This window comes from Paludifilum halophilum, assembly GCF_002245355.1.
Taxonomy (GTDB): Bacteria; Bacillota; Bacilli; order Thermoactinomycetales; family DSM-45169; genus Paludifilum; species Paludifilum halophilum.
The window spans coordinates 44490-65779 of sequence record NZ_NOWF01000009.1; the positions used below are offsets into that span (position 1 = coordinate 44490).

The window sequence follows — 21290 nt, forward strand, 5'->3', positions numbered from 1 at the left end:
TCACTCCGTTCCCTGAGTCCTCAGCCATTTGGCCTCGGCTTCCGCCAGTTGCAGATAGTCGGGTGCGGCATTGTCGGCCGCGGGCGTTTCTCCGAGACGGTAATGGTCCAGTGCGAGCTGACCCAGATAGGAGGCACGAGCCGTATTTTCCGCTGGAAGACCGAAAACAGCCGCCTTCCCCAATTGATCGGCGATCGTTTCTTGAAACCGATGGACATCGTCCCCCAGGAAAAGACAGGGCCCCTCTTGGTCGAGCTCCTCCAGCCATCGGTTCACATCCATGACCCGCTCCCGCTTTACCGCCGTCAAACGTTCGCCCTCCCTGCGGTACAATCCTGTATAAACCCGATTTCGACGGGCGTCGAATAATGGGACGACCCCCCCGGGAAAACGAAGCCCGCTCATGGCCAGTACGGCCAGACTGGAGACCGGGATCAAGGGGAGTTTACGGCTCCAAGCAATCGTCTTAGCGGTGGTAAAGCCGATCCGGACACCGGTATAAGAGCCGGGACCGGCAGCGACAGCGACAGCATCCAGGTCGTCGACGGAAAGATCCAGATCCTCCATCAGTCCAACGACGGTCGGCATCAACCGGACCGAATGATTCTTATGTAAGTTGGTGGTCACTTCCCCCAACACACGATTGTCTTCCATTACGGCGACACTCATCACCAAGGTAGAGGTGTCCATCGCCAGTATTTTCATCCTTCAGACAACCCCTTGCAAATGCGATCTTCTCCACCATCGGGAGGGATGATCTGAATATATCGGGAGTCGCCGGGCCCGTGGTTCATTTGAATCCGGACGATCCGTTCCGGCAACCGGGGGCGAATCCGATCCGCCCATTCCACCAGCGTCACACCGTCCCCATAGAAATAATCGTCCCAGCCCAGCTCCTCGTCCCATGAATCCAGCCGGTAAACATCCATATGGTAAAAAGGAAGGCGCCCCTCGTCATACTCCTTAATCAAGGTGAAGGTGGGGCTGTCGATCGGACCCTGAATGCCCAGACCTTCCGCCACCCCCTGGGATAAAGTCGTCTTACCCGCTCCCAGATCTCCTTCCAGCGCGATGACATCCCCGGGTCGGAGACGTTCAGCCAAATGCCGACCCAACTTTCGCGTCTCCTCGGAGCTGGAGCTGACGATGTCACATCTCTTTTGATTCATCCGGATCACCTGTCCGCAAAATGATTATATCCCCGACCGGTCCATTCCCGGCGTTGACCGTTCACTTTACAGTCTACCCCGGCAGGCCCTTCTTCGACCCTGCCGATTTCAATCAATCGAATCCCTTTCTTTTCCGCTTCCCGTACTCCGCGCAGAAAGGCCTCTCGAGGGGCGGTGCCCAGCAGTTCAAAATCCTCTCCACCCTCAAGGGCCCAATAATAGGGATCCGCTCCGATCTCCCGGGCGTAAGCGACGGTTTCCTCCCCCAGGGGGACCTTTTCCCGTTCCAAAAGGATGCGTATACCGCTGGCTTCAGCGATTTCCCACGCTTCACGAGCCAAGCCATCGCTGACATCATTACAGGCGGGCTTCCATCCGGAATGGAGCAACCAACGACCGGCATCCACCCGGGGGACCGGCTGACGATGGGCTTTCACCAGAGTCGGATAACGTTGGGCGGCACTGTTGAAACCCCGATTTTTTAACAGATGAAGTCCCGCCGCCGAGGAACCCGTCTCCCCGGTGACAAAAACAATATCTCCCGGCCGAGCGGAGGAACGGAGCAAAGCCTGTCCCTCCTCCACTTCTCCCAGCAACACGACAGTCAAAACCAGGTGTTGGGGAGAGGAAACGGTATCCCCGCCCACAATCCGGAGATCAAACGGTGCAGAAGCATCCTCCATCCCTCGGTAGATCGGTCCCAGTTCCTCCCGGGACCACCCTTCGGGTACGGCTAGAGATACCAAGGCATGAGTCGGGCGGCCGCCCATCGCCGCCACATCACTGATGTTCGCGGTCATACATTTCCACCCGATATCCCAAGGCTCCATGGTTTCAGGCAGGAAATGGACCGTCTCCACCATCGTATCACAGGTCAAGACCGTCGACCCCTGCAATCGATTCAAAACCGCCGCATCATCCCCGGCATCCACCTCTACACCTTTTTCCCTTCCGGAAACGCGATGTTGGAGCAGGGAGCGGATCAGGGAAAATTCATCGTTCACCAGCGGCCCTCCTTACGCATTCGGGATCGGTTTTCCGCGCAAAATAACGAAGACCGCAGCGGTTGGCTACGGTCTCGGCTTGGAGCGGGTGAAGGGAATCGAACCCTCGCATTCGGCTTGGAAGGCCGATGTTCTACCACTGAACTACACCCGCATAATCGATGTGGTAAAGATCCAATTGTCCATGATCAGATAAGTGGTCGGGGTGACAGGATTTGAACCTGCGGCCTCCTCGTCCCGAACGAGGCGCTCTACCAAGCTGAGCCACACCCCGGTAAATCCAGGTGGTGAAAATAATGGTGCGGTCGGCGAGACTCGAACTCGCACGGCCTTGCGGCCACTACCCCCTCAAGATAGCGTGTCTGCCGATTCCACCACGACCGCACGATATCAGCCGTCTTTGGTGCGGGTGGAGGGACTCGAACCCCCACGCCAGAGGCGCTAGATCCTAAATCTAGTGCGTCTGCCAATTCCGCCACACCCGCATACGGATTCGGTGAACGGCTCCGACCGGACAGCCAGAACCGTCTGACCGTACCCAAGAAACCGCAGAATTGCATCCATGGTGAGCCATGCAGGATTCGAACCTGCGACACCCTGATTAAAAGTCAGGTGCTCTGCCAACTGAGCTAATGGCTCGCAACTGGCTGGGGCGGCAGGGATCGAACCTGCGCATCACGGAGTCAAAGTCCGTTGCCTTACCGCTTGGCTACGCCCCACCTTTGTCTGGATTTTAGTTTTTTATAATGGGGCGACCAGTGGGAGTCGAACCCACGAATGCCGGAGCCACAATCCGGTGCGTTAACCACTTCGCCATGGCCGCCATATGATGGCGGAGCTGACGGGACTCGAACCCGCGACCTCCGGCGTGACAGGCCGGCGTGAACTCCAACTTCACCACAGCTCCGCGTAAGGAAGGCTTTTAGGAGCAAAAGCCCGAATGGTGGACGGTGCAGGGTTCGAACCTGCGACCCCCTGCGCGTGAAGCAGGTGCTCTCCCGCTGAGCTAACCGTCCAAATGGTGACCCGTAGGGGATTCGAACCCCTGAATGCCAGCGTGAAAGGCTGGTGTGTTAACCGCTTCACCAACGGGCCAAGACTCATCGGCAAACCATTTTCAGGTGGCGGAGAGAGCGGGATTCGAACCCGCGCGGGGCCAAAAGCCCCCTAACGGTTTAGCAAACCGTCCTCTTCGGCCTCTTGAGTATCTCTCCGTAAGGGTGGCTCCTCCGGTAGGACTCGAACCTACAACCTACCGGTTAACAGCCGGCCGCTCTACCATTGAGCTACGGAGGACCGCTTCAAAAGCGACATCATTTATTATAATCGAGAAGCGACTAAAATGCAAGAGGTAATTTTAATTTTTTTGAGGGCGTTTTTTTGCGCCCCGCTTTCGAGTGCTCTAATAGAGTAGCATATAAATCGTTGATCCGTCAATAGATTTTTTCACATCAAAATGGATGCCCGACCATCGGGCATCCATGGAATAAATTCGAGAGTTAACCTTCCCACCACCAGTACTGAGCGCCATACGAATATTCCACCCGGCTGTCTACGTGGTTGAAAGAGCTGTACCGTTTATTTCCGCTGAATCCGCAGGTGCGGGCAATATCGCGCACTTGATATACACTTTTACCGCTGACATCAATGTCTGCCGCAATCCCGTACATGTGCTGACTGTTGGATGATCCCCCGACATTACTGTTGTGGTTAATGCTGCGAAAACCGGAATTGATGGTCACCGGCGAGTCCCCCGCTTTTTTCCGCAAAGCCTCCAATTTGTACATCAGCCGGCGAACATTTTCCTTCACTGTGGCGGATCCGACTTTTCCTCCGGAAAAACCGCTGCCATCCTTGGAATGAAATTCGCTCCACGCGAAGTGTCTGGTGGATCCGTCGGAATCCTCCAAGTTATTGAGCGCCCTCTGTGTCTCGGGCCCGACGACACCGTCAACGCTGAGTCCATAGGCCCGTTGAAACCGTTTGACGGCGGCTTCCGTCCCCGGACCGAACTGTCCGTCCACCGATACATAGGTTTGAGACGGGCTGTCCGCCGCCCAACCGGCCACACGGATCTGCAATTCTCTCACATCCGAACCGCTGTCCCCTCGACTCAGTGTACGTCCCCAATCATATGCCTCGGCTTGAGACGGAGCCGCCAACATGGGAACAACCAACGCCATCGCAAACAACACAACGGTCCACCGATACGCAAAAAGTTTTTGGATGGCCATTTTTCCTCTCTCCTCTCTCGGATGAAATGCTCCTTTTGCTTTTTACGGCCAAAACATCCAACGGATGCATCAGCCTGCTTCATCTTCATCTCTCTATCTGATGTGCCAATCTACCATTCTATTTTATCGGTTGATAATCCTTTTAATTTTCGGTTAATAAATTTGATTAAAAAGAGAATAAAGAACGCTTTTTCGCCATGAAAAAGACCCCTTAAAAGTAGTCCCGTTCACAGGAGGTTTTTCCTGTGTCTACTTTAAGGGGTGCACATCATTTTGTCCCACTCTTTTTGATCCTCTTTTCAGCCGACGCCCGAATCTCCTAATTCTTCTTCGAAGACGCTTGAAACCAACTCTCAAGCCATCGACAACATCCCCAACCAAAAGCATATCCCCGATTAACGTGATCGCGCGAAAAAACCATCTCAGAATGATCCCGACCCACTCCAACAGTTCCAGCAGAGAGATCCCTCCCGTTAATTGGCAAAACCATGTATCCAATGAACTGTTCCGAACACCATAGAAAACTGCCGGATATGATACTGGGCTTTTTCACTCATAAAATAACACCCCGTCAGTCAATAGACCGGCTCCCTGTGCGTGAAGGAGCCGGTGAATGGATGTTTATACTTTTCGGATGTCGTCGGGACGCATGACCTGTTTAAACCCGAAGCTCGCCTCCTGCTCGGCTTCATGCCCGGTACGGATCACGGCTTGAATCCGCCGAACCGATTTGACATTGAGGCAGTTACTGCTTCCATCGGGAACGTAAAGGCGGGCAGGGTATGCTCGGGTTAGGGGTCTTCCCTCCTGGCTGTATAAAAGAAAAGCCTGTTCCAGCTCCCCTAACGGGATATCCGCTTGAAATTCGTCTGTTGCATGAAAGATGAGGTGGGTCACATCATCAGCCACACCCGCCTGTTCCAGCAAGGACTTCAAGGAGAAAGCCTCTCCTTCCAGACCCGGAACCCGTTCTCCCGGTTGAACCGTCTGATCGTCCAAATCGTTGGCGGCCTCCCAGGTTAAGTGAAACGGACGCTGTACGGAGCCGTCCACGGTGATTTTCCAATTCGAATCCTTCAAAATCATGACCTCCCTAGGCCTACTGGATGAAAAGCTAAACATTCGGCCTCTTCGGAGACTCTCTGTTAAAAGGCACGCCACCGGAATGAGTCTCCACCTGCGTTGAAGTGGAAATATACGGTTTACCAGCGGGTCCATTCATACGATCCGATTTCAGTTGTTACCCGAAAGACTCCATCCCTTCAGTCGTGGTCACCGAAAGTGCCTTTTAACGTTTCCAGAGCATGAGACAGCACAGGTGACACCGCTTCCAGGCACTCCCGGACCGCTTTGGGACTTCCGGGAAGATTGATGATCAGAGTGGAGCCCCGGATTCCGGCCACCCCCCGGGATAGCATCGCGAATTTCGTCTTTTCCAACGAAGCGAGACGCATCGCTTCGGCAATTCCCGGAACTTCTCGGCGAATGACCGCCCGGGTGGCTTCCGGGGTGACATCCCGGGGAGCCAGCCCGGTCCCGCCGGTGGTGAGAATGAGATCCACCTTCTCCCGGTCGGAAAACCGAATCAAAGCATCCCGGATCCGCGCCGGATCATCAGAAACCACTTCATAACAGACGACCTGACCCCCGATCGGGGAAAGAAACTCCCGGATGGCTTGTCCGCTCCGGTCTTCCCGTTCTCCTCGGGCGCCCTTGTCACTGGCTGTCAGGATTCCGATACGCCACACGGTCACCCTTCCTCCTTCCGGACGAAATCGCCGCTCTTGCCGCCGGTCTTGGAGAGGAGACAGGTCTGTTCCACCACCATCTCCTTGTCGACGGATTTACACATATCGTAAACGGTCAATGCGGCTACGCTGGCGGCGGTAAGAGCTTCCATCTCCACTCCGGTCACATTGTCCGTTTTCACTGAAGCCTCGATCACCAAGACCTCTTCCCCTTCTTCGTAAAAACGGATGTCCGAACCGCGGAGCGGGATCGGATGGCACATGGGAATCAGGTCCGAGGTCTTTTTGGCGGCCATGATCCCCGCCACCTGAGCCACACTCAACACATCCCCCTTACCCACCCTTCCCGAACGAATTTGTTCCATGGTCGAGGATTTCATGCGCAGACGGGAGCGGGCCGCCGCCGTACGACGGGTGACGGCTTTCTCCGAGACATCCACCATTTTGGCCCGCCCCTGATCATTGATATGACGAAATGAATGAGTCACCGTGTGATCCTCCTGACTGACAAAAATGACTTGACTCTTGGTACGCAAAACTCCGATCCCGTCGACCGGGTCGGGAGCCTGTCAGCCCCCGATAAAGGACATTTCCACTTTTTTGCGAGATGGGTTAGGGGTACGAGAAAGACGCTCGTCGGAGTAACGGTCTTCCCGGCGACTCCAGATTCCGCGAAGCCGCTCTTCCAGCGCTTCGTCACTGGCTCCCTCCCGCATCGGGCTCCGCAAATCCTTTCCTTCTGAGGCAAAAAGGCAAGTAAACAGGCGGCCATCCGCAGACAGGCGGGCACGGGTACAATCGGAACAGAAGGAATCCGTCACCGAAGAAATGATCCCGATTTCCCGATCGGTTCCGCAATAACGGTAACGATCCGCCACTTCTCCATAATAGTTGGGATCCACCGGCTCCAGAGGCATCTCTTGTTCGATCCGGCGGAGGATTTCCTCCTTGGACACCACCTGATCCAGGTTCCATCTGTTGGTGTTGCCGACATCCATATATTCGATGAAACGAAGGATATGCCCCCGCTCCCGGAAATACCGGGCCATCGGAAGGATTTCCCCTTCATTAACACCCTTTTGCACCACCATATTCACCTTGATCGACAAACCGGCCTCCGCAGCCGAGTCAATCCCCTCCAGTACCCGTTTTACATCCGATTTGCCCCCGTTCATCCGGGAAAACACTTCCTCATCCAAAGCATCCAAACTGACATTGACCCGGTCCAGTCCCGCTTTTTTCAGCGAGCTTGCCTGACCGGCCAGGAGTGAGGCATTGGTCGTCAGCGCTACATCCCGCACTCCTTCTGTCCCTTTGATCATACGGACAAGCCGGGACAAATCCCGGCGCAACAGAGGTTCTCCACCGGTGATGCGGATTTTTTCCACCCCGAGTGAGCTGAACAGGTGAACCAGCCGGGTGATTTCTTCAAAGGTGAGCAGCTCCTTTCGAGGTAAAAACGCATAATCCGGGCCGAATACTTCCTCCGGCATACAATACCGGCATCGGAAATTACAACGGTCCGTCACCGACACACGCAAATCCCGCAAAGGGCGCCCCAGTCGATCCGTGAGCGAAAGATCCTGAGCCATGCATTCCCCTCCTTCGCCAAAATATGTACCGGGCGGCGGCAAACCGCCGTGTTTTCGGATCAGAGCACCTCGCCGCAACGGGTCCCGTCGTATCCCGGATAACTCTCCAACGCCTGGCGGAAGCCCCGGGAACGAAGCACATCCATCCATTTCTCCCCGGCATCACTTTCATAAAAAGAACGCCGTAACAAAATCTCGTAATTTTCTTCCCGGACGGGCAAAAACTCAAGCCCAAAGGTGGAAGCGGCCGCCTCCAAACCGAGAGCGACATCCGCCGTTCCGCAGGCCACAGCGGAGGCTGCCCGGAGATGGGTAAGCGCCTCCCTCGAAAATCCCGACACCATCGCCGGCTCAATACCTTTTCCCTCTAACAGCTCCTCAAGGAGCATCCGCGTTCCCGATCTCCGAGGACGGTTGACCAAGTCAATCCTGGTACGCGCCAGATCTTCCGCTCCCTGGATGTTTAACGGGTTACCCGGCGCTGTGATCCATCCCAACCTCCTCTTCGCCAGATGAATCCGCACGTAGGAGATATCTTTCATTTCCTTCTGAAAATAACAACCCCGGCCGCCCCTGGCATGAATACCCGCCATATGGCATTCTCCCTTTTTCAACGCCTCAACCCCGCCCAGACTCCCGGTCCACTCCATAGACAGAGAGAAGGAAGGGTCCCTTTCCCTCAGCATCGATTCGAGACAAGGGAGTACGGGGTCATCACTGCCTGAAAAAAGAAGAGAGCGATCGATCGCTTCCGGGGAACGATACAATTCCACTTGGACTTCCTCACCCGTCTGAAAACCACGGCTTTCCGCCGGCACCCGGAGTAAGGCATCGGCCCGGACCATGGACAGAGTGGCCCCTGCTCCCCGAGAGAGAGGAAAAGCGTGAAGCTCCTTGTCGACGCGACCGAGGCGGAGTCGAATATGATCCGTCGCCCCGGGTTTGACAGTCACCGGCCGGGTTAAGCGGGCAGTGGCCGTTCTCTTTTCCTCCGGTTCCAAGCCGTACCAGGATTGGATGAGAGGACGGGCAAACCATTCCAGGGACAGGTAAGCAGAAACCGGATACCCGGGAAGACCGAGCACCGGCTTGCCGTCGATCAGCGCCAGCACCACCGGTTTTCCGGGACGGGCGGCCACCCCGTGAACCACAACCTCTCCCAATTCCTCCAATACGCGCCATGTATAATCCCGAGTTCCTGCGGAAGAGCCGGCATTAAGCACTACTATATCGCACTCCTGCACCGCCGCCGACACTGCCCGGCGGATTGCATCGATTTCATCGGGGACAATGCCCCGATAATCCGGAATCGCACCCCATTCCTTCAGAAACCCGGCAAAAACCGTTCCGTTAAACTCGATGATCTGCCCTCGGCCCACCTCTTTGCCGGGGGGGACGATTTCCGAACCAGTGGGAATCACAGCCACTCGGGGTTTAGACAAGACCGCCGCTTCCGTCACCCCTCCGGCTAGAAGGGCACCGAGATCCACCGGACGCAGGAGATGTCTCGACGGCAGGATCACTTCGCCCCGGGTCACATCTTCACCCGCCTGGCGAACATGCTTCCAGGCGATAGCCGGTTCGTCGATTTCCACAATGCCTTCACCCAGCTCCCGAACTCGTTCGATCATTATCACTGCATCCTTGTCCGCCGGCAACGGATCCCCGGTATTGATAAAAATAAAGTCCTTGCCCTCGCGCAGCCGGAGGGGACCTTGGGAAGCCGCCGCCGTCTCCGCCGCCCGGACAGCGATCCCGTCCATGGCGGAGGCCGGATAGGCAGGCATTGACGAAACGGCACGTACCGGCTCCGCCGTGACTCGACCCCCGGCATCGGCCACCGGGACCCATTCCGTCTCGGGATGAAAAGAAATCCTTCGCTGCAACCGGTACAACGCTTCAACAATCGGTATGTTATCCAGAACGGTTTTACGCAATGCTTCCCGTCCCCTTTCCGAAACCGGATCATATGCAGCCGGAAAACCCGGCTCATGGTAATTTCAGCATAGCATTCGGTTTCGTCTTCTGTCGAGTCAGGGATGAAAGGAAGGACTGTTGATTAACCATCAGAGCAAGGGAATCGTATTCTGCCCGTTCTATGGCACGAATTGCGAATCCGTCGGTAATAAAATCGATATACCTACTTTTGCAACTCCAAATAGGGAGCGTTTTTTATTTATTAAATAGATAGGTATCATAACGATTCGTAGAAATAGTTATGCGATCTAGAAGCGTTGTGACAAAGCCCCTGTTCGGGAGGGTGGGGTTCCACACGGAGTGCCTTTGGCTCGTCAGAACAACGAAACGAAGGGTGGAACCCCACCCCGACCCACCAAGGATGTGCTAAAATCACAACGCTTCTAGAAGGTTCTTATTGTAAATATCGAATGTTATATAGTTAAACCACTCAAGTTGGGCTCTGGGGGTTTGTCGAAAGATTTGTTACAGTGTAGGAAGGAACATGGAGAAAGGGGATGAACGGCATGCTGTCGACACAGAGAAAGCGCTGGGGATGGGGGAGAGGCCCCGCCGTTTCAAAAACCGGTAAGCCAAGGAGAGGGGGAGACCGCTTTGCCTAGCCGTCCTCCTTTTTCCGATATTGTCTCGTCGTTGCCTGCGACGGTTCCCTTCGTCCCTCCCGAAGAATCGGAACGCCGGACCGGGCAAAAAATTCAACTTCGGCTGGGGGCCAATGAAAGTTCCTTCGGGATGTCCCCCCGCGCCGCCGAGGCGATGCGCCATGCCGTCGAAGAAGCCCATCTGTACGGAGATGCCCACTGCCACGAACTGCGCACCGAGCTGGCCCGGCACCACGGTGTGGAGACGGAGCACATCGTCTTCGGAAGCGGAATCGATGAACTGCTGGGCTTGATCTGCCGCGTCTTCCTTAATCCCGGCGATCCGATCACCACTTCACTCGGGGGATATCCCACTTTCAATTATCATGTCAAGGGATTCGGGGGTCAATTGCACCAGGTTCCCTACGACGGAGATCGGAACGACTTGAAGGGTTTGGCGGATAAAGCCCGGCAAACCGGCTCCCGCATCCTCTACCTGGCGAACCCGGACAATCCGACCGGCACTTTTTACACGGCGGAAGAATTAAAATGCTTCCGGCGTCAACTGCCGGAGGGATGCCTGCTTTTGCTGGATGAGGCTTATGTCGAGTTCGCACCCGAAGAGGATGTCATGCCCTTTGACCCGGCTGATCCGCAAATAATCCGGACGAGGACGTTTTCCAAGGCCCACGGAATGGCGGGGGCCCGAATCGCCTACGCCATCACCCATCCGGAAACCGTGGACGCCGTGAATAAAATCCGCAACCATTTCGGTATCAACCGAATCGCCCAGGCCGGCGCTCTCGCCTCGCTCCGGGATCCGGGATTTATTCGTTCTGTCGCGGAAAAGGTGGCCCAGGGGCGCGAAGAATACGCTTCCCTGGCCCGGGAGCTGGGTTTTCGGCCGATTCCCTCGTCGACCAACTTCGTAGCGATTGATGTGGGCAGCGCCAAACGGGCCCAGGCGATTATGGACGCCTTGTGGGAGGAAGGAGTGTTTGTCCGCGTCCCCGGAGTTGAGCCTTTAAACCGCTGCATCCGCGTCGGTGTCGGCACCCCGGAGGAGCGTCGTCAATTTGCGGAGGCATTCCGTGAAGCGGCTCGCAGAACCGGCATTGACGGGTAACAGAAGTAGGACTGTTCATCATCCAAAAACGAGAAGCATTTGTGACAAAGCCCCTTTTCGGGAGGGTGGGGTTCCACACGGAGTGCCTTTGGCTCGTCAGAACAACGAATCGGAGTGTAGACCCCCACCCCGACCCGCCAAAGGACGTGCTAAATCACAACGCTTCTAGCTATGAAACACCCACACCCCTGCAACAGGAAAACCACCTCGCCACAAGGCCAGGTGGTTTTTTGTGCGGTTTCCTCAGTCTCGATTGCCCAAAATGCGGAGCAACAGAATGAACATGTTGATAAAATCGAGGTAAAGAGCCAAAGCACCCATAATCGCCGTTTTGGTATGGGTCTCCTCGTCCATCTGTTGCGCCTGGATTCGCTTGATCTTCTGGATGTCGAAAGCGGTCAGACCGCAGAAGAGGAGAACCCCGACGTAGGTAATCACCCAATAGAGAACGGGGTTGGCGAGGAAGAAATTGACGAGAGAAGCCAGGATCAGTCCGATCAGAGCCATGAACAGAATACTGCCCAGCTTGGACAAATCCCTTTTGGTAACATAGCCGTACAGGGCGAACACGCCGAACATCCCGGCGGTGACAAAAAAGGTGGAGACCACGGACGCGGAAGTGTACATCATTAACAGCGGGGTGATGGTGACGCCGTTGAGAGCGGCGTAGAGAAAAAAGACGAAGGTGGCCGTTCCCGCGGACATCTTATGCACCCGCAGAGAAAGGAAAAAAACGAGGATCAGTTCAAAGATGATCAAACCGTAAAACACAGCCGGGTTCTGACTGAAATAGATCAGGGTTCTTTCATCGGTGCCCAGCAAAGCGGAGATTACGGCCGTCAACGAGAGCCCGGCAAACATCCAGGAAAAAACGCGGGTCATCAGACTGGGTATCGGAGTGCTTCTGCTTGCGCTGGTTTCCATTCAAATCGCCTCCTCGGGTTGGATTATCCTTTAGTATATGGTTTGTCCGGATCTTTTTTCAAATGATTTTAACGGATCGGGTCATTCATGATTGATCCAGTTCCGGATCGATTCGCACCAGAGAGGCATGGAGTCGTTCAATCACCTGTTCGATCATCTCCGACCGTTTGTCCCAAGGAAACTCCGGAACCAGATCAGCCAGCTCTTCCATCTTTTTTTCATCGTATTCTAGGAACTGCAGGACCATTTGACACGCTTTCAACAGCTCGTCCCATTCCTCCGGTGTGATCTCAATCATCGGCGAAACGTTGTCCGATTGTTTCATTTCGTCGCCACCTCCCTGCTGCTCCGCCATGTCGGCGGTTTGATCCACTTGTATCCGATACTCCTGTCCATCTTTCATGGTCAACTCCAAAGATTGATCCACTACTTCGATCCGTTGGATCAACCGTTCTTCTTCCTTCATCCGATCGAGCTGATGGACGATCAGATCGAACAATAAGTAGACCACTTCCTTCTCGTTCCCCATGGTTTCCTCTCCTCCCTAAGGCCTTGAGGCGTACTGGATCAAATCCGGGCTCCTCCGGTTGACTTGTTTTTGGCTTCACGGTGGATCAGTTACGTTATAATAGGGGCGAAGTACGGATGGCCAAGACCATCCGCGGAAAGGAGGAAGGCGCATTTGTCGCCGCCATTATGCAGATCCGCATCCTGTTTTTTGCGGGTGTAGCCGATACCGTCGGCCGGCGTTCCGCCCGGGTCGAGCTGCCTGACGGGGCTGTCGTCGGCCAACTCATGGAACGGCTGCAAGAACGGTATCCCCACGCCTCGGACATCATCCGGCACTCGGTGATCGCCGTCAACCAGGAATATGCCGAATCCTCCCAAACCCTTCGGGAGAGCGACGAGATCGCCTTGATTCCTCCGGTCAGCGGTGGACAGGAACCGGAGGAAGAACCGATGTATCAAGTGACAGAAAAACCCCTTTCCTCCGACGAAATGATCCGGCGCGTGTCCAATCCCTATGCCGGTGCCCTACTTACCTTCTCCGGAACGGTCAGGGAGTTTACCCGGGGTCGAAGGACAGTCTCTTTGGAGTATGAGGCCTATGCACCGATGGCTGTCAAAAAAATGGAGGCGATCGGTGCCGAAATCCGGGAACGGTGGCCGGAAGTTCAGGCGGCCATGGCCCACCGCGTAGGCAAACTGGATATCGAAGAGATCAGCGTCATTATCGCTGTCGCTTCCCCTCACCGTGCCGAGGCTTTCGAAGCCGGCCGGTACGCCATCGAGCGATTAAAAGAGATCGTTCCCGTCTGGAAGAAAGAAGTGTGGGAAGACGGTTCCGAGTGGAAAGGACACCAGACGGGGCCGTAGAATCCACACCCTTCGTCCCCGCACAGGGCGAAAAACTGATTCCACGGTTTAGTTTACCGTAAATCAATGGATACGACATCCCTTCTGTCCGTATTTCAACCAATAGAAGGGATGCGGGAGGTTGATAGAGATGAATTCCGATTCGATTCGCTATTCAAGACAGATGTTGTTTCCTCCCATCGGGGAAAAGGGACAGAAGCGACTGTCCGAATCCCGCGTCGCCGTTGTCGGTATGGGGGCGTTAGGAACCGCTCTGGCCCACCATATGGTTCGGTCCGGCGTCGGATATGTCCGCCTGATCGACCGGGATTTTGTCGAAGCGAGCAACTTACAGCGGCAAATGCTTTTTGATGAAGCTGACGCCGAAGAAGCGCTGCCCAAAGCGGAGGCCGCCCGGCGAAAGCTGACCGCCATCAACTCAGCGGCGGAACTGGAAGCGCATATCGTCGATCTGACGTGGAACAATGCGGAGTCTCTTTTGACCGGGGTGGATCTCATCCTGGATGGAAGCGACAACTTCACCGTCCGTTATCTGATCAACGATGTCAGTGTGAAACACGACATCCCCTGGATTTACGGCGGTGCCGTCAGTGCCCGGGGCATGTCTTTTACCATCCGGCCGGGGATCACCCCTTGTCTTCGCTGTCTTTTTCCTCAATCACCGGACCCCGGAACGGCGGAAACCTGCGACACCGCCGGTGTCATCGGCCCGATCATTCAGGTGATCGCCGCTTATCAGGCGACGGAAGCTTTAAAGATATTGATCGGGGATACGGAGTCCCTCAACCCCAAGCTTCGTCACGTGGAGTTATGGCACAACCGGGAAGCCTCGCTGTCCGTCGAGGAGCGACGGCAAAAGGATTGTCCCGCCTGCGGGCGGCAACAGTTCGACTATCTGGACCCGAAGGAGAAAAGCGCCTCAGCCGTCTCCCTCTGCGGCCGGGACACCGTTCAGGTCTCTCCCTCCCCTTCGTCTTCCGTGGATTTGGGAAAGCTGGAACAGCGCCTGTCATCCGTTGCCCGCGTGGAACGGAACCGATTTATGCTTCGGGCCCGTCTCGACGAACAGCATTGCCTGGTCATCTTTCCCGACGGAAGAACCCTGGTTCAGGGAACGGCGGATCTCGCCCAAGCGCGCTCCCTGGTGGACCGCTATGTAGGAAGCTGAATCAAAGATTTCCGATTTGATCCCGGTTTAACGGCACCGGGACCTTTTTTTATTTTCCGGTTGTAAAATTCAATATATTTTGCTATTATTTTTTATGTTTCATCCAATTTCTATTATTGGAAATAAGAGGATTGACATGAAGCCATTCCGCTGGATCTCTGCTTTTTTCGTCTTGCTTCTGGCTGTTTCCGCACTGTTTCCCAACGGGAACGGACAAGCTTCCGCACCGGAGGAGGTAGAAAGGGATTACAATCCCCGCGTCGTGATCAAGTTCAAGGATGCTACCAATCTCCCGTATCGAAGCGGAGCTGAAAAGCACCTGTCAAGGTCCTCCGCACAAGCCTTTACTGAAGCAGTCTCCTTGGAACCTCTGTTCTCCTCAGTAAATCCCGAAGCCATCCAATCGTTGATGAGTCAAGCTTCCAAAAAAAGAAGCGATCACCCCAAACCCGACTTACTCTCCTATTTTGTAACGGAAGTTCCCCCGGATGTTCAACCGGAAAAATGGGCGAAAAAGCTCACCCGACAGAGTGCAGTGGAACTCGCCTATGTGGAAGGCGGTCCCACCCCTCCCTCTTCCGTCCACCCAGATGACGATCCCCGCTTCGGAAACCAGGGATACCTCGCTCCATCTCCACAAGGAATCGATGTCCAATCCGCCTGGGGTTTCAAAGGAGGAGACGGGTCAGGAATCGGATTTGTGGACTTGGAGCAGGGATGGAGGTTGGAGCATGAAGACTTAGCGGACCAGAACATCCGTCTCATCTCCGGCGTCAATCACATGTTCCACAGCCACGGCACTTCCGTTCTCGGCGAAGTTGCCGCCGCCGATAACACCATCGGAAACATCGGCATCACTCCCCGGGCTAAGACTCGTGTCGTTTCCCAGTGGCGAACCCCCTCCACCTACAGTACAGCGGACGCCGTGCTAAGTGCAGTCAACGCGATGGAACCCGGAGATGTACTGCTTCTGGAAGCCCAGACCACAGTCGGAGAGTCCGGTTATCTCCCTGTGGAAGTGGAACCCGCTGTCTTTGACGCCATCCGCGCCGGCACCTCCAAAGGGGTGATCGTCGTCGAAGCCGGAGGAAACGGATCCAACAACCTGGATCAATTCACCGATGCAGAAGACAAAAACGTGTTGAACCGGAACAGCCCCGACTTCAAAGATTCCGGAGCGATCATGGTCGGAGCCGCCAGTTCCGCCGCTCCTCACTCCCGATTACCGTTTTCCAACTACGGCAGTCGAGTGGATGTATACGCCTGGGGCGAAAATATCGACACTCTTTCCGCCGACGGATACACAACCAGCTTTGGCGGCACTTCCGGCGCCTCACCCATCATCACAGGAACGGCCATCGCGCTTCAAGGAATTTCAGAAGAGAATCGAGGCAAGCGTTACTCTCCCGAAGAAATGCGGCAAATCCTGAGCAACCCCGAGACAGGAATTGCTTCCAACGCCCCCGCTTCCGACAAAATCGGCGTGATGCCGGATTTGGACGCCATTTTATCGCAACTTTACCAATAGTGTTTTGATTCCGTCGAAAGATGGGGCAAGAAGCTTTTTCCGTGAATGCTTCTGCCCCTTGATTCATGAATATCGATCAAATGTAAAAGACCGTTCACTCAACAACCGAACAGATCCCTTTTTTCGAAAAAGATCGGCATCTCTCTCACCATTTCCAGGCATGGGAAGTGCCGATGGCGATCACCTGTTCCTCTGTTCGTATCCATTCTTGAGCAACCAACCTTCGAGCGGCGGCCAAGACCGTCGCGGAGGATGATTCCAGATAAAGTCCTTGCCGCAATAAATCGGACTGGGCAACCTGTGCCTCTTCCATCTCGATCACCATGGCACACCCCTTCGTCTCACGTAAAGCGGCTACTCCCTGCCAAGTAACCGTATTTCCCCCGATCGACCTGAGCGGTGTGCGACCGTCGGTGAACGCTTTGCGATAGTCTTCCCCCGCCAAGACCGCAGTCAGACGCGGAATCGGCTCTACTGCCACCAGACGGGGGAGGTGTCTCATGCGACCGGCCCTCATTCGTTCATGGAACCCCTCTTTGATCCCCCACAATAAATCCGCCCGGGACGTAGGCACCAGTACAACATTAGGGACCTCCCCACCCCCTTGCTCGCAAATTTCATAAGCGATGGTCTTGTAACCCTGAACGCCGTAGGGATTACTGCCGACCGGGGGCTTGATGTAGTTGGTAGCGGGGAAATAGCCTTTTTCCTCTACGAGACGGCGCATGGTATGCCAGCGCTCCAATGGATGTTTCATCAAGATCAGCTCTGCACCGGTCCCTTGGATCGCCCGCCGTAATCCTTCATTCAAGTTTTCCTGGGAAATAACCACGCAACCCAGCCCGTTGAAGGCAGCATAGGAAGCCACGGATAAGCCGGCGTTTCCACTCGACGCAACGACCAGCGTTCCCGCCCCGCTCTCCATGGCCCGTCCCACCATCAGCGGACTGAAACGATCCTTGTGGGATCCGGTGGGATTCTGTCCTTCATCCTTGATTTGAAAAGAAGCGACTCCGAGCTGATCAGCAAGGCGGGGAAAATCCAGGAGGGGAGTGTCGCCCTCCCCCAACGTCGGAAAACGACAGTAAGGCAACCATTTCCCGTAACGCATCATGCTCCGCCCATCTCCGTCATTCTCCCGAACCATGTCGGAAGCGTATTCCACCTTCAGACTGGATGGGTATCCCTTTTTCAAGCAAGCCGGACACCCGGTGAATAAATCCCCTTCCCTATATAAAACTCCGCATCGAATACAGGACAACCCCGTCACTCGAGGATTTCTCTGAATGGTATGGATGGGAGATTCACCTCCTTGTAATGACCATATCATCCTCTCTTGGAAACAGGATCAGATAAAATCTCCTGGATAGCGTTGTGATTGAATGCTTTCTTGGTGGGGCGGGGTTGGGTTCCACACTCCGTTTCGTTGTTCTGACGAGCCAAAGGCACTCCGTGTGGAACCCAACCCTCCCTAAAATGGGCTTTTTCACAACGCTTCTAAGTGAAGCCAATAGTAGCACAGGGTACGGAGACCCTTGTCGAAATTCCGCAGGGAAAAATGCTCATTGGGTCCGTGGACATTGCCGCTGGGAAGACCGAATCCCATCAGGATCACAGGTATATCAAACAGCCGGAAGAACGTTTCCACCACCGGAATCGAACCACCGGCACGGATGTAATGGCAAGGTACCCCATAAGCATATTCATAAGCTTCAGCCGCCAACCGGTTTGCCGGGTGATCGATCAGCGTCATATAGGGGCCTTCACCCCTGTCACCCGTCATCGTGACTTCCACCCCCTGGGGGGTGTACTTCTGTATATGCTCTTCGATTCGGTTGAGGATGGTCGTCGGTTGTTGATCCGGGACCAGACGACAGGTGACTTTGGCGTGGGCGGTACTGGGAATAATCGTCTTACTGCCTTCCCCCTGATACCCGCCATAAATCCCGTTGACCTCCAGAGTCGGTCGTGTCCACGCCCGCTCCAGCGTCGTGTATCCTTCCTCTCCGAACAGGGTAGGTACGCCCAGGCGTTGAATCATCTCAGCATCCCGGAAAGGCAAATCGGCTATCGCTTCCCGTTCGTGCCGAGTCATGGGCCGAACGTCGTCATAAAACCCCTCGATAGCAATGCTTCCATTTTCTTTACGCATGCTCGCCGTCAGTTCGACCAAGGCATGAATCGGGTTTTGTACGGCCCCTCCGTAAATGGACCCGGAGGGCAAGTCATGGATCGGCCCGCGCACATCGATCTGAAACCCGACCAAACCTCTTAGGGCATAACACACCGCCGGTTGATTTTCATCCAGCATAGCTGTATCGGAAATGACCACCATATCCGCTCGAAAGAGATCCTTATCCCTTTGCAAATTCGGAATGAGGCTGGGACTTCCGACCTCCTCCTCTCCCTCCACGCAAAACTTGATGTTAAAGGGAAGACAGCCATTTAGCGCCAATATAGCCTCGACCGATTTGATATGGAGGAAGATCTGGCCCTTGTTGTCGCTGGCTCCACGTCCGTACAGCTTTTCCCCTCGGATCTCAGGTTCAAAGGGAGGGCTTTTCCAAAACTCCAGAGGTTCGGCGGGTTGAACATCATAATGGCCGTAAACCATAACTGTCGGTTGGCCCGGTGCATGCAACCAGTCTCCTTATACGATCGGGTGCCCTTCCGTCCTCAACCATTGCACATGTTCCAGTCCGGCTTTTTGCAGTAAGCCGGCGACATGGCGGGCACAACGGAACATGTCCCGACGGAACTCCGACTTTGTGCTGACACTAGGAATACGGATGAACTGCTTCAGCTCTTCCAAGTGTTCTGTCCGTTTCTCAATCAAATACCGGTTGACCGCTTCCATCATAGCATGAGGCTCCTTGCATTTATCAATCTGTGTTTTGAGTCCCGATCAGAAGCTCCCTGTTGAGATCCAACAAGGAAGCCGATTCCGTCCGCCCCAAATCTTCCGGCAAGATCCGGGGGAAAGCCGTTCGAGTTGTGATAGAGTGCCTTCACAGGACCATCAGCAATCCTGTGACGACGGGATCAGTCTTTCTTCCAACCGCTCCCGGATACTGCGGTTGACCGCCTCCCACCAAGCCTGATCCGCAAGAATGGTTTGCTTGAACTCCTGATAGATGGCCTTTTGCTTCTCGGCGAAATCCGGGCTCCCCTCGTGGGGCAGTCCGGCCCGCAGATCGTCGATCAACCTCTGAACTTCCGGGGCCCGCGGTCCCCACACCGCCTGTTCTTCCCCTTTTCGGTCGATAAAGATAAAGATGGGAATGGAACGGGACTTGCCGTTGGTCAAATATCGATCCATCAGCTCCAAATTTTCATCCCGGATCAGATAGCGCAAGTCGATTTCCGCCGCTTGGGCGATCTTCATCAGAATCGGCACACACAGCATCGCATCTCCGCACCAGTCCGCTGTCAGAACAATTCCCCGCAATCCCCGGTCAGAAAATCCCCTATAAAAAGCGCGATCCCCCTCATTTAAATGAAAACGATCATAAATCCAAAGCAGATTTTCCCGGTTTCTTTCCATGCCGTCGATGTATGCTTGACCAGTCATTCCTTTCTCAAACCACGAGTTCAGATTTTTCAATTTCATCCCTCCTCAGCTGTTCCCTTCCCTTTCATTGTAACGCCAAACCCGATTTCGAGAACAATAGGAAGCGCATCCTTCGGTTGCAGTATTCTGTGGAAAAGGCTACAATACGATCTAAAAAGACCGCAGATAAAATGTACCATTCCCGAGAATGAAGAATGGACGACAGGAGGCCCTTTCCCCGGGCCTCCTCCCTTTATTCCTGCATGAGAAAGAAGGGTCGAAAATTGACGAACCATCTCACTTATGTTTTATTAACCGTCAACATGATGATCTGGGGACTCAATACGGTCGCCATCAAAGTGCTGGTCGAACATTTCCCCCCTCTCACAATGCAGTCCATGCGGATTTTTTTCGCCGGTTGTCTCGTCAGTTCGATCCTTTATCTGAGGAGAGAATGGAAACCGATGGCACTCCGGGACTGGAAATGGATTTTCGGGGCGATGATATTCGGGGTGGTCGGACACCATTCCTTCCTAGCAACTGGACTTTCTCTAACCACTGCCACCAACGGAGCCATCATCTTGGCCCTGGTTCCGCTGACCACGACTCTTCTCTCCTTTCTCCTACTAAAAGACCGGCTGACATGGTTGCGCTCCGTCGGAATCGCGCTGGGGTTCACCGGTGTCGCCCTCGTCGTGCTGAACGGCGGAGAAAGTCTGCAACAGAGTGCCACCGGCGACCTGTATATGTTCGGAGCCATGTTTTCACAAGCTCTCAGCTTTATCTTCATTAAAAAAGCGACGGATACCCTGGATGCCAAACAGGTAACCGCCGTCATGTTCTCCATCGGTTCCTTCTGTATTTTCCTGTTAAGCCTTCTCCTCCATCCGGCGGAAGCAGGGGCGCTGGCCGACGGCTCTCCCGGTGTCTGGGCGATCCTGCTGAGCTCCGCCGTTATCGCCACCGGGTTAGGCCACATGTTTTACAATTCCGCCATCCCCCGGCTCGGAACAGGGCAGACGGCGATCTTCATCAACCTGACCCCCTTCTTCGCCTTAGTGGGAGCGGTCATTTTCCTTGGAGAAAGTATGGTCTGGACCCAGGCAGCCGGCTTTTTGTTTATCGTTGCCGGCGTCTTCCTGGGGACCGGAGCCCTCGACCATAAACGACCATCCATCGAAAGCGGCGCTTGGAAATCCTCCCGCAAAGGGACGGATATTTGAAAACCCTCATCAAAAAGCTCGGCTTCCTCCCGTAAAAAGAGGCCGAGTCTTTTTCATAGGCTGAAAGACTGCTCTACAAAGGATCCGCG

General features: G+C 54.8%; 20 protein-coding genes and 12 tRNA genes. 5 read left to right on the forward strand and 27 right to left on the reverse strand.

Annotated elements, in window-relative coordinates:
• From tsaB to CHM34_RS14360, 21 genes are all read right to left on the reverse strand, one after another.
• Positions 1 to 705: a tRNA (adenosine(37)-N6)-threonylcarbamoyltransferase complex dimerization subunit type 1 TsaB gene (gene tsaB / locus CHM34_RS14260; protein ID WP_094265302.1), complete on the reverse strand. Its 705-nt coding sequence runs from the start codon at positions 703 to 705 to the stop codon at positions 1 to 3.
• On the reverse strand, positions 702 to 1169 hold the full coding sequence (tsaE, locus tag CHM34_RS14265) for a tRNA (adenosine(37)-N6)-threonylcarbamoyltransferase complex ATPase subunit type 1 TsaE (RefSeq protein WP_094265404.1): 468 nt from the start codon (positions 1167 to 1169) through the stop codon (positions 702 to 704). Before tsaE ends, tsaB begins: the two co-directional genes overlap by 4 nt.
• A 5-nt stretch (positions 1170 to 1174) precedes the next feature.
• Positions 1175 to 2173 (reverse strand): thiamine-phosphate kinase, encoded by a 999-nt coding sequence (gene thiL, locus CHM34_RS14270; protein WP_169713751.1) that lies wholly within the window; start codon positions 2171 to 2173, stop codon positions 1175 to 1177.
• Positions 2174 to 2253: 80 nt separating this feature from the next.
• Positions 2254 to 2327, reverse strand: a tRNA-Gly gene (locus CHM34_RS14275).
• Positions 2328 to 2370: 43 nt separating this feature from the next.
• Positions 2371 to 2447, reverse strand: a tRNA-Pro gene (locus tag CHM34_RS14280).
• Positions 2448 to 2470: 23 nt separating this feature from the next.
• Positions 2471 to 2557, reverse strand: a tRNA-Leu gene (locus tag CHM34_RS14285).
• Between the two features lie 17 nt (positions 2558 to 2574).
• Positions 2575 to 2658: transfer RNA gene (locus CHM34_RS14290), tRNA-Leu, on the reverse strand.
• A gap of 78 nt (positions 2659 to 2736) precedes the next feature.
• Positions 2737 to 2812: transfer RNA gene (locus CHM34_RS14295), tRNA-Lys, on the reverse strand.
• 5 nt (positions 2813 to 2817) lie between these two features.
• Positions 2818 to 2892: transfer RNA gene (locus CHM34_RS14300), tRNA-Gln, on the reverse strand.
• A 28-nt stretch (positions 2893 to 2920) separates the two neighbouring features.
• A tRNA-His gene (locus tag CHM34_RS14305) sits at positions 2921 to 2996 on the reverse strand.
• A gap of 7 nt (positions 2997 to 3003) precedes the next feature.
• Positions 3004 to 3080, reverse strand: a tRNA-Asp gene (locus CHM34_RS14310).
• 34 nt (positions 3081 to 3114) lie between these two features.
• Positions 3115 to 3189, reverse strand: a tRNA-Val gene (locus CHM34_RS14315).
• 3 nt (positions 3190 to 3192) lie between these two features.
• A tRNA-Glu gene (locus CHM34_RS14320) sits at positions 3193 to 3268 on the reverse strand.
• Positions 3269 to 3295: 27 nt separating this feature from the next.
• Positions 3296 to 3387 (reverse strand) — tRNA-Ser (locus tag CHM34_RS14325).
• Between the two features lie 7 nt (positions 3388 to 3394).
• A tRNA-Asn gene (locus CHM34_RS14330) sits at positions 3395 to 3469 on the reverse strand.
• Positions 3470 to 3672: 203 nt separating this feature from the next.
• Complete coding sequence (locus CHM34_RS14335; protein ID WP_094265304.1) at positions 3673 to 4407, reverse strand: D-Ala-D-Ala carboxypeptidase family metallohydrolase; 735 nt, start codon at positions 4405 to 4407, stop codon at positions 3673 to 3675.
• A 621-nt stretch (positions 4408 to 5028) separates the two neighbouring features.
• Positions 5029 to 5487 carry a molybdopterin-dependent oxidoreductase gene (locus CHM34_RS14340; protein WP_169713752.1) on the reverse strand — a complete coding sequence of 153 codons (459 nt, stop codon included), beginning with the start codon at positions 5485 to 5487 and terminating at the stop codon, positions 5029 to 5031.
• A gap of 182 nt (positions 5488 to 5669) precedes the next feature.
• Complete coding sequence (locus tag CHM34_RS14345; protein ID WP_094265306.1) at positions 5670 to 6155, reverse strand: MogA/MoaB family molybdenum cofactor biosynthesis protein; 486 nt, start codon at positions 6153 to 6155, stop codon at positions 5670 to 5672.
• A 2-nt stretch (positions 6156 to 6157) separates the two neighbouring features.
• On the reverse strand, positions 6158 to 6598 hold the full coding sequence (gene moaC / locus CHM34_RS14350; RefSeq protein ID WP_094265405.1) for a cyclic pyranopterin monophosphate synthase MoaC: 441 nt from the start codon (positions 6596 to 6598) through the stop codon (positions 6158 to 6160).
• Positions 6599 to 6724: 126 nt separating this feature from the next.
• Positions 6725 to 7747, reverse strand: coding sequence for a GTP 3',8-cyclase MoaA (gene moaA / locus CHM34_RS14355; protein WP_094265307.1), 1023 nt, complete (start codon positions 7745 to 7747; stop codon positions 6725 to 6727).
• A gap of 59 nt (positions 7748 to 7806) precedes the next feature.
• On the reverse strand, positions 7807 to 9684 hold the full coding sequence (locus CHM34_RS14360; RefSeq protein WP_094265308.1) for a molybdopterin biosynthesis protein: 1878 nt from the start codon (positions 9682 to 9684) through the stop codon (positions 7807 to 7809).
• Positions 9685 to 10318: 634 nt separating this feature from the next.
• Between CHM34_RS14360 and CHM34_RS14365 the strand changes: the two genes are divergently transcribed.
• Complete coding sequence (locus CHM34_RS14365) at positions 10319 to 11431, forward strand: aminotransferase class I/II-fold pyridoxal phosphate-dependent enzyme (RefSeq protein WP_094265309.1); 1113 nt, start codon at positions 10319 to 10321, stop codon at positions 11429 to 11431.
• A gap of 243 nt (positions 11432 to 11674) precedes the next feature.
• Here CHM34_RS14365 and CHM34_RS14370 read toward each other — a convergent pair whose 3' ends face one another.
• Positions 11675 to 12355, reverse strand: coding sequence for a Bax inhibitor-1/YccA family protein (locus tag CHM34_RS14370; RefSeq protein WP_094265310.1), 681 nt, complete (start codon positions 12353 to 12355; stop codon positions 11675 to 11677).
• A gap of 85 nt (positions 12356 to 12440) precedes the next feature.
• Positions 12441 to 12884: a hypothetical protein gene (locus CHM34_RS14375; RefSeq protein WP_094265311.1), complete on the reverse strand. Its 444-nt coding sequence runs from the start codon at positions 12882 to 12884 to the stop codon at positions 12441 to 12443.
• A gap of 167 nt (positions 12885 to 13051) precedes the next feature.
• Here CHM34_RS14375 and moaD point away from each other — a divergent pair, with 167 nt between their 5' ends.
• The 3 genes from moaD to CHM34_RS14390 all read left to right on the forward strand — a co-directional run bounded on the left by moaD (position 13052) and on the right by CHM34_RS14390 (position 16428).
• Complete coding sequence (moaD, locus tag CHM34_RS14380; RefSeq protein ID WP_094265406.1) at positions 13052 to 13732, forward strand: molybdopterin converting factor subunit 1; 681 nt, start codon at positions 13052 to 13054, stop codon at positions 13730 to 13732.
• A 130-nt stretch (positions 13733 to 13862) separates the two neighbouring features.
• Positions 13863 to 14900 carry a ThiF family adenylyltransferase gene (locus CHM34_RS14385; protein ID WP_094265312.1) on the forward strand — a complete coding sequence of 346 codons (1038 nt, stop codon included), beginning with the start codon at positions 13863 to 13865 and terminating at the stop codon, positions 14898 to 14900.
• 136 nt (positions 14901 to 15036) lie between these two features.
• The gene (locus CHM34_RS14390; protein WP_169713753.1) at positions 15037 to 16428 is read left to right on the forward strand and encodes a S8 family peptidase; all 1392 of its coding nucleotides are present in this window, start codon (positions 15037 to 15039) and stop codon (positions 16426 to 16428) included.
• 145 nt (positions 16429 to 16573) lie between these two features.
• Here CHM34_RS14390 and CHM34_RS14395 read toward each other — a convergent pair whose 3' ends face one another.
• The 4 genes from CHM34_RS14395 to CHM34_RS14405 all read right to left on the reverse strand — a co-directional run bounded on the left by CHM34_RS14395 (position 16574) and on the right by CHM34_RS14405 (position 20038).
• Positions 16574 to 17623, reverse strand: a complete 1050-nt coding sequence (locus tag CHM34_RS14395) for a threonine synthase (RefSeq protein ID WP_206093817.1) — start codon at positions 17621 to 17623, stop codon at positions 16574 to 16576.
• 291 nt (positions 17624 to 17914) lie between these two features.
• The gene (locus CHM34_RS14400) at positions 17915 to 19069 is read right to left on the reverse strand and encodes a dipeptidase (protein WP_338048671.1); all 1155 of its coding nucleotides are present in this window, start codon (positions 19067 to 19069) and stop codon (positions 17915 to 17917) included.
• A gap of 9 nt (positions 19070 to 19078) precedes the next feature.
• Positions 19079 to 19288 carry a hypothetical protein gene (locus CHM34_RS20080; protein ID WP_338048672.1) on the reverse strand — a complete coding sequence of 70 codons (210 nt, stop codon included), beginning with the start codon at positions 19286 to 19288 and terminating at the stop codon, positions 19079 to 19081.
• Positions 19289 to 19447: 159 nt separating this feature from the next.
• Entirely contained in the window at positions 19448 to 20038 is a 591-nt protein-coding gene (locus CHM34_RS14405; protein WP_094265315.1) for a thioredoxin family protein, read from the reverse strand.
• Between the two features lie 224 nt (positions 20039 to 20262).
• Here CHM34_RS14405 and CHM34_RS14410 point away from each other — a divergent pair, with 224 nt between their 5' ends.
• Complete coding sequence (locus CHM34_RS14410; RefSeq protein WP_240512038.1) at positions 20263 to 21201, forward strand: DMT family transporter; 939 nt, start codon at positions 20263 to 20265, stop codon at positions 21199 to 21201.
• The last annotated feature ends 89 nt before the right edge of the window (positions 21202 to 21290 follow it).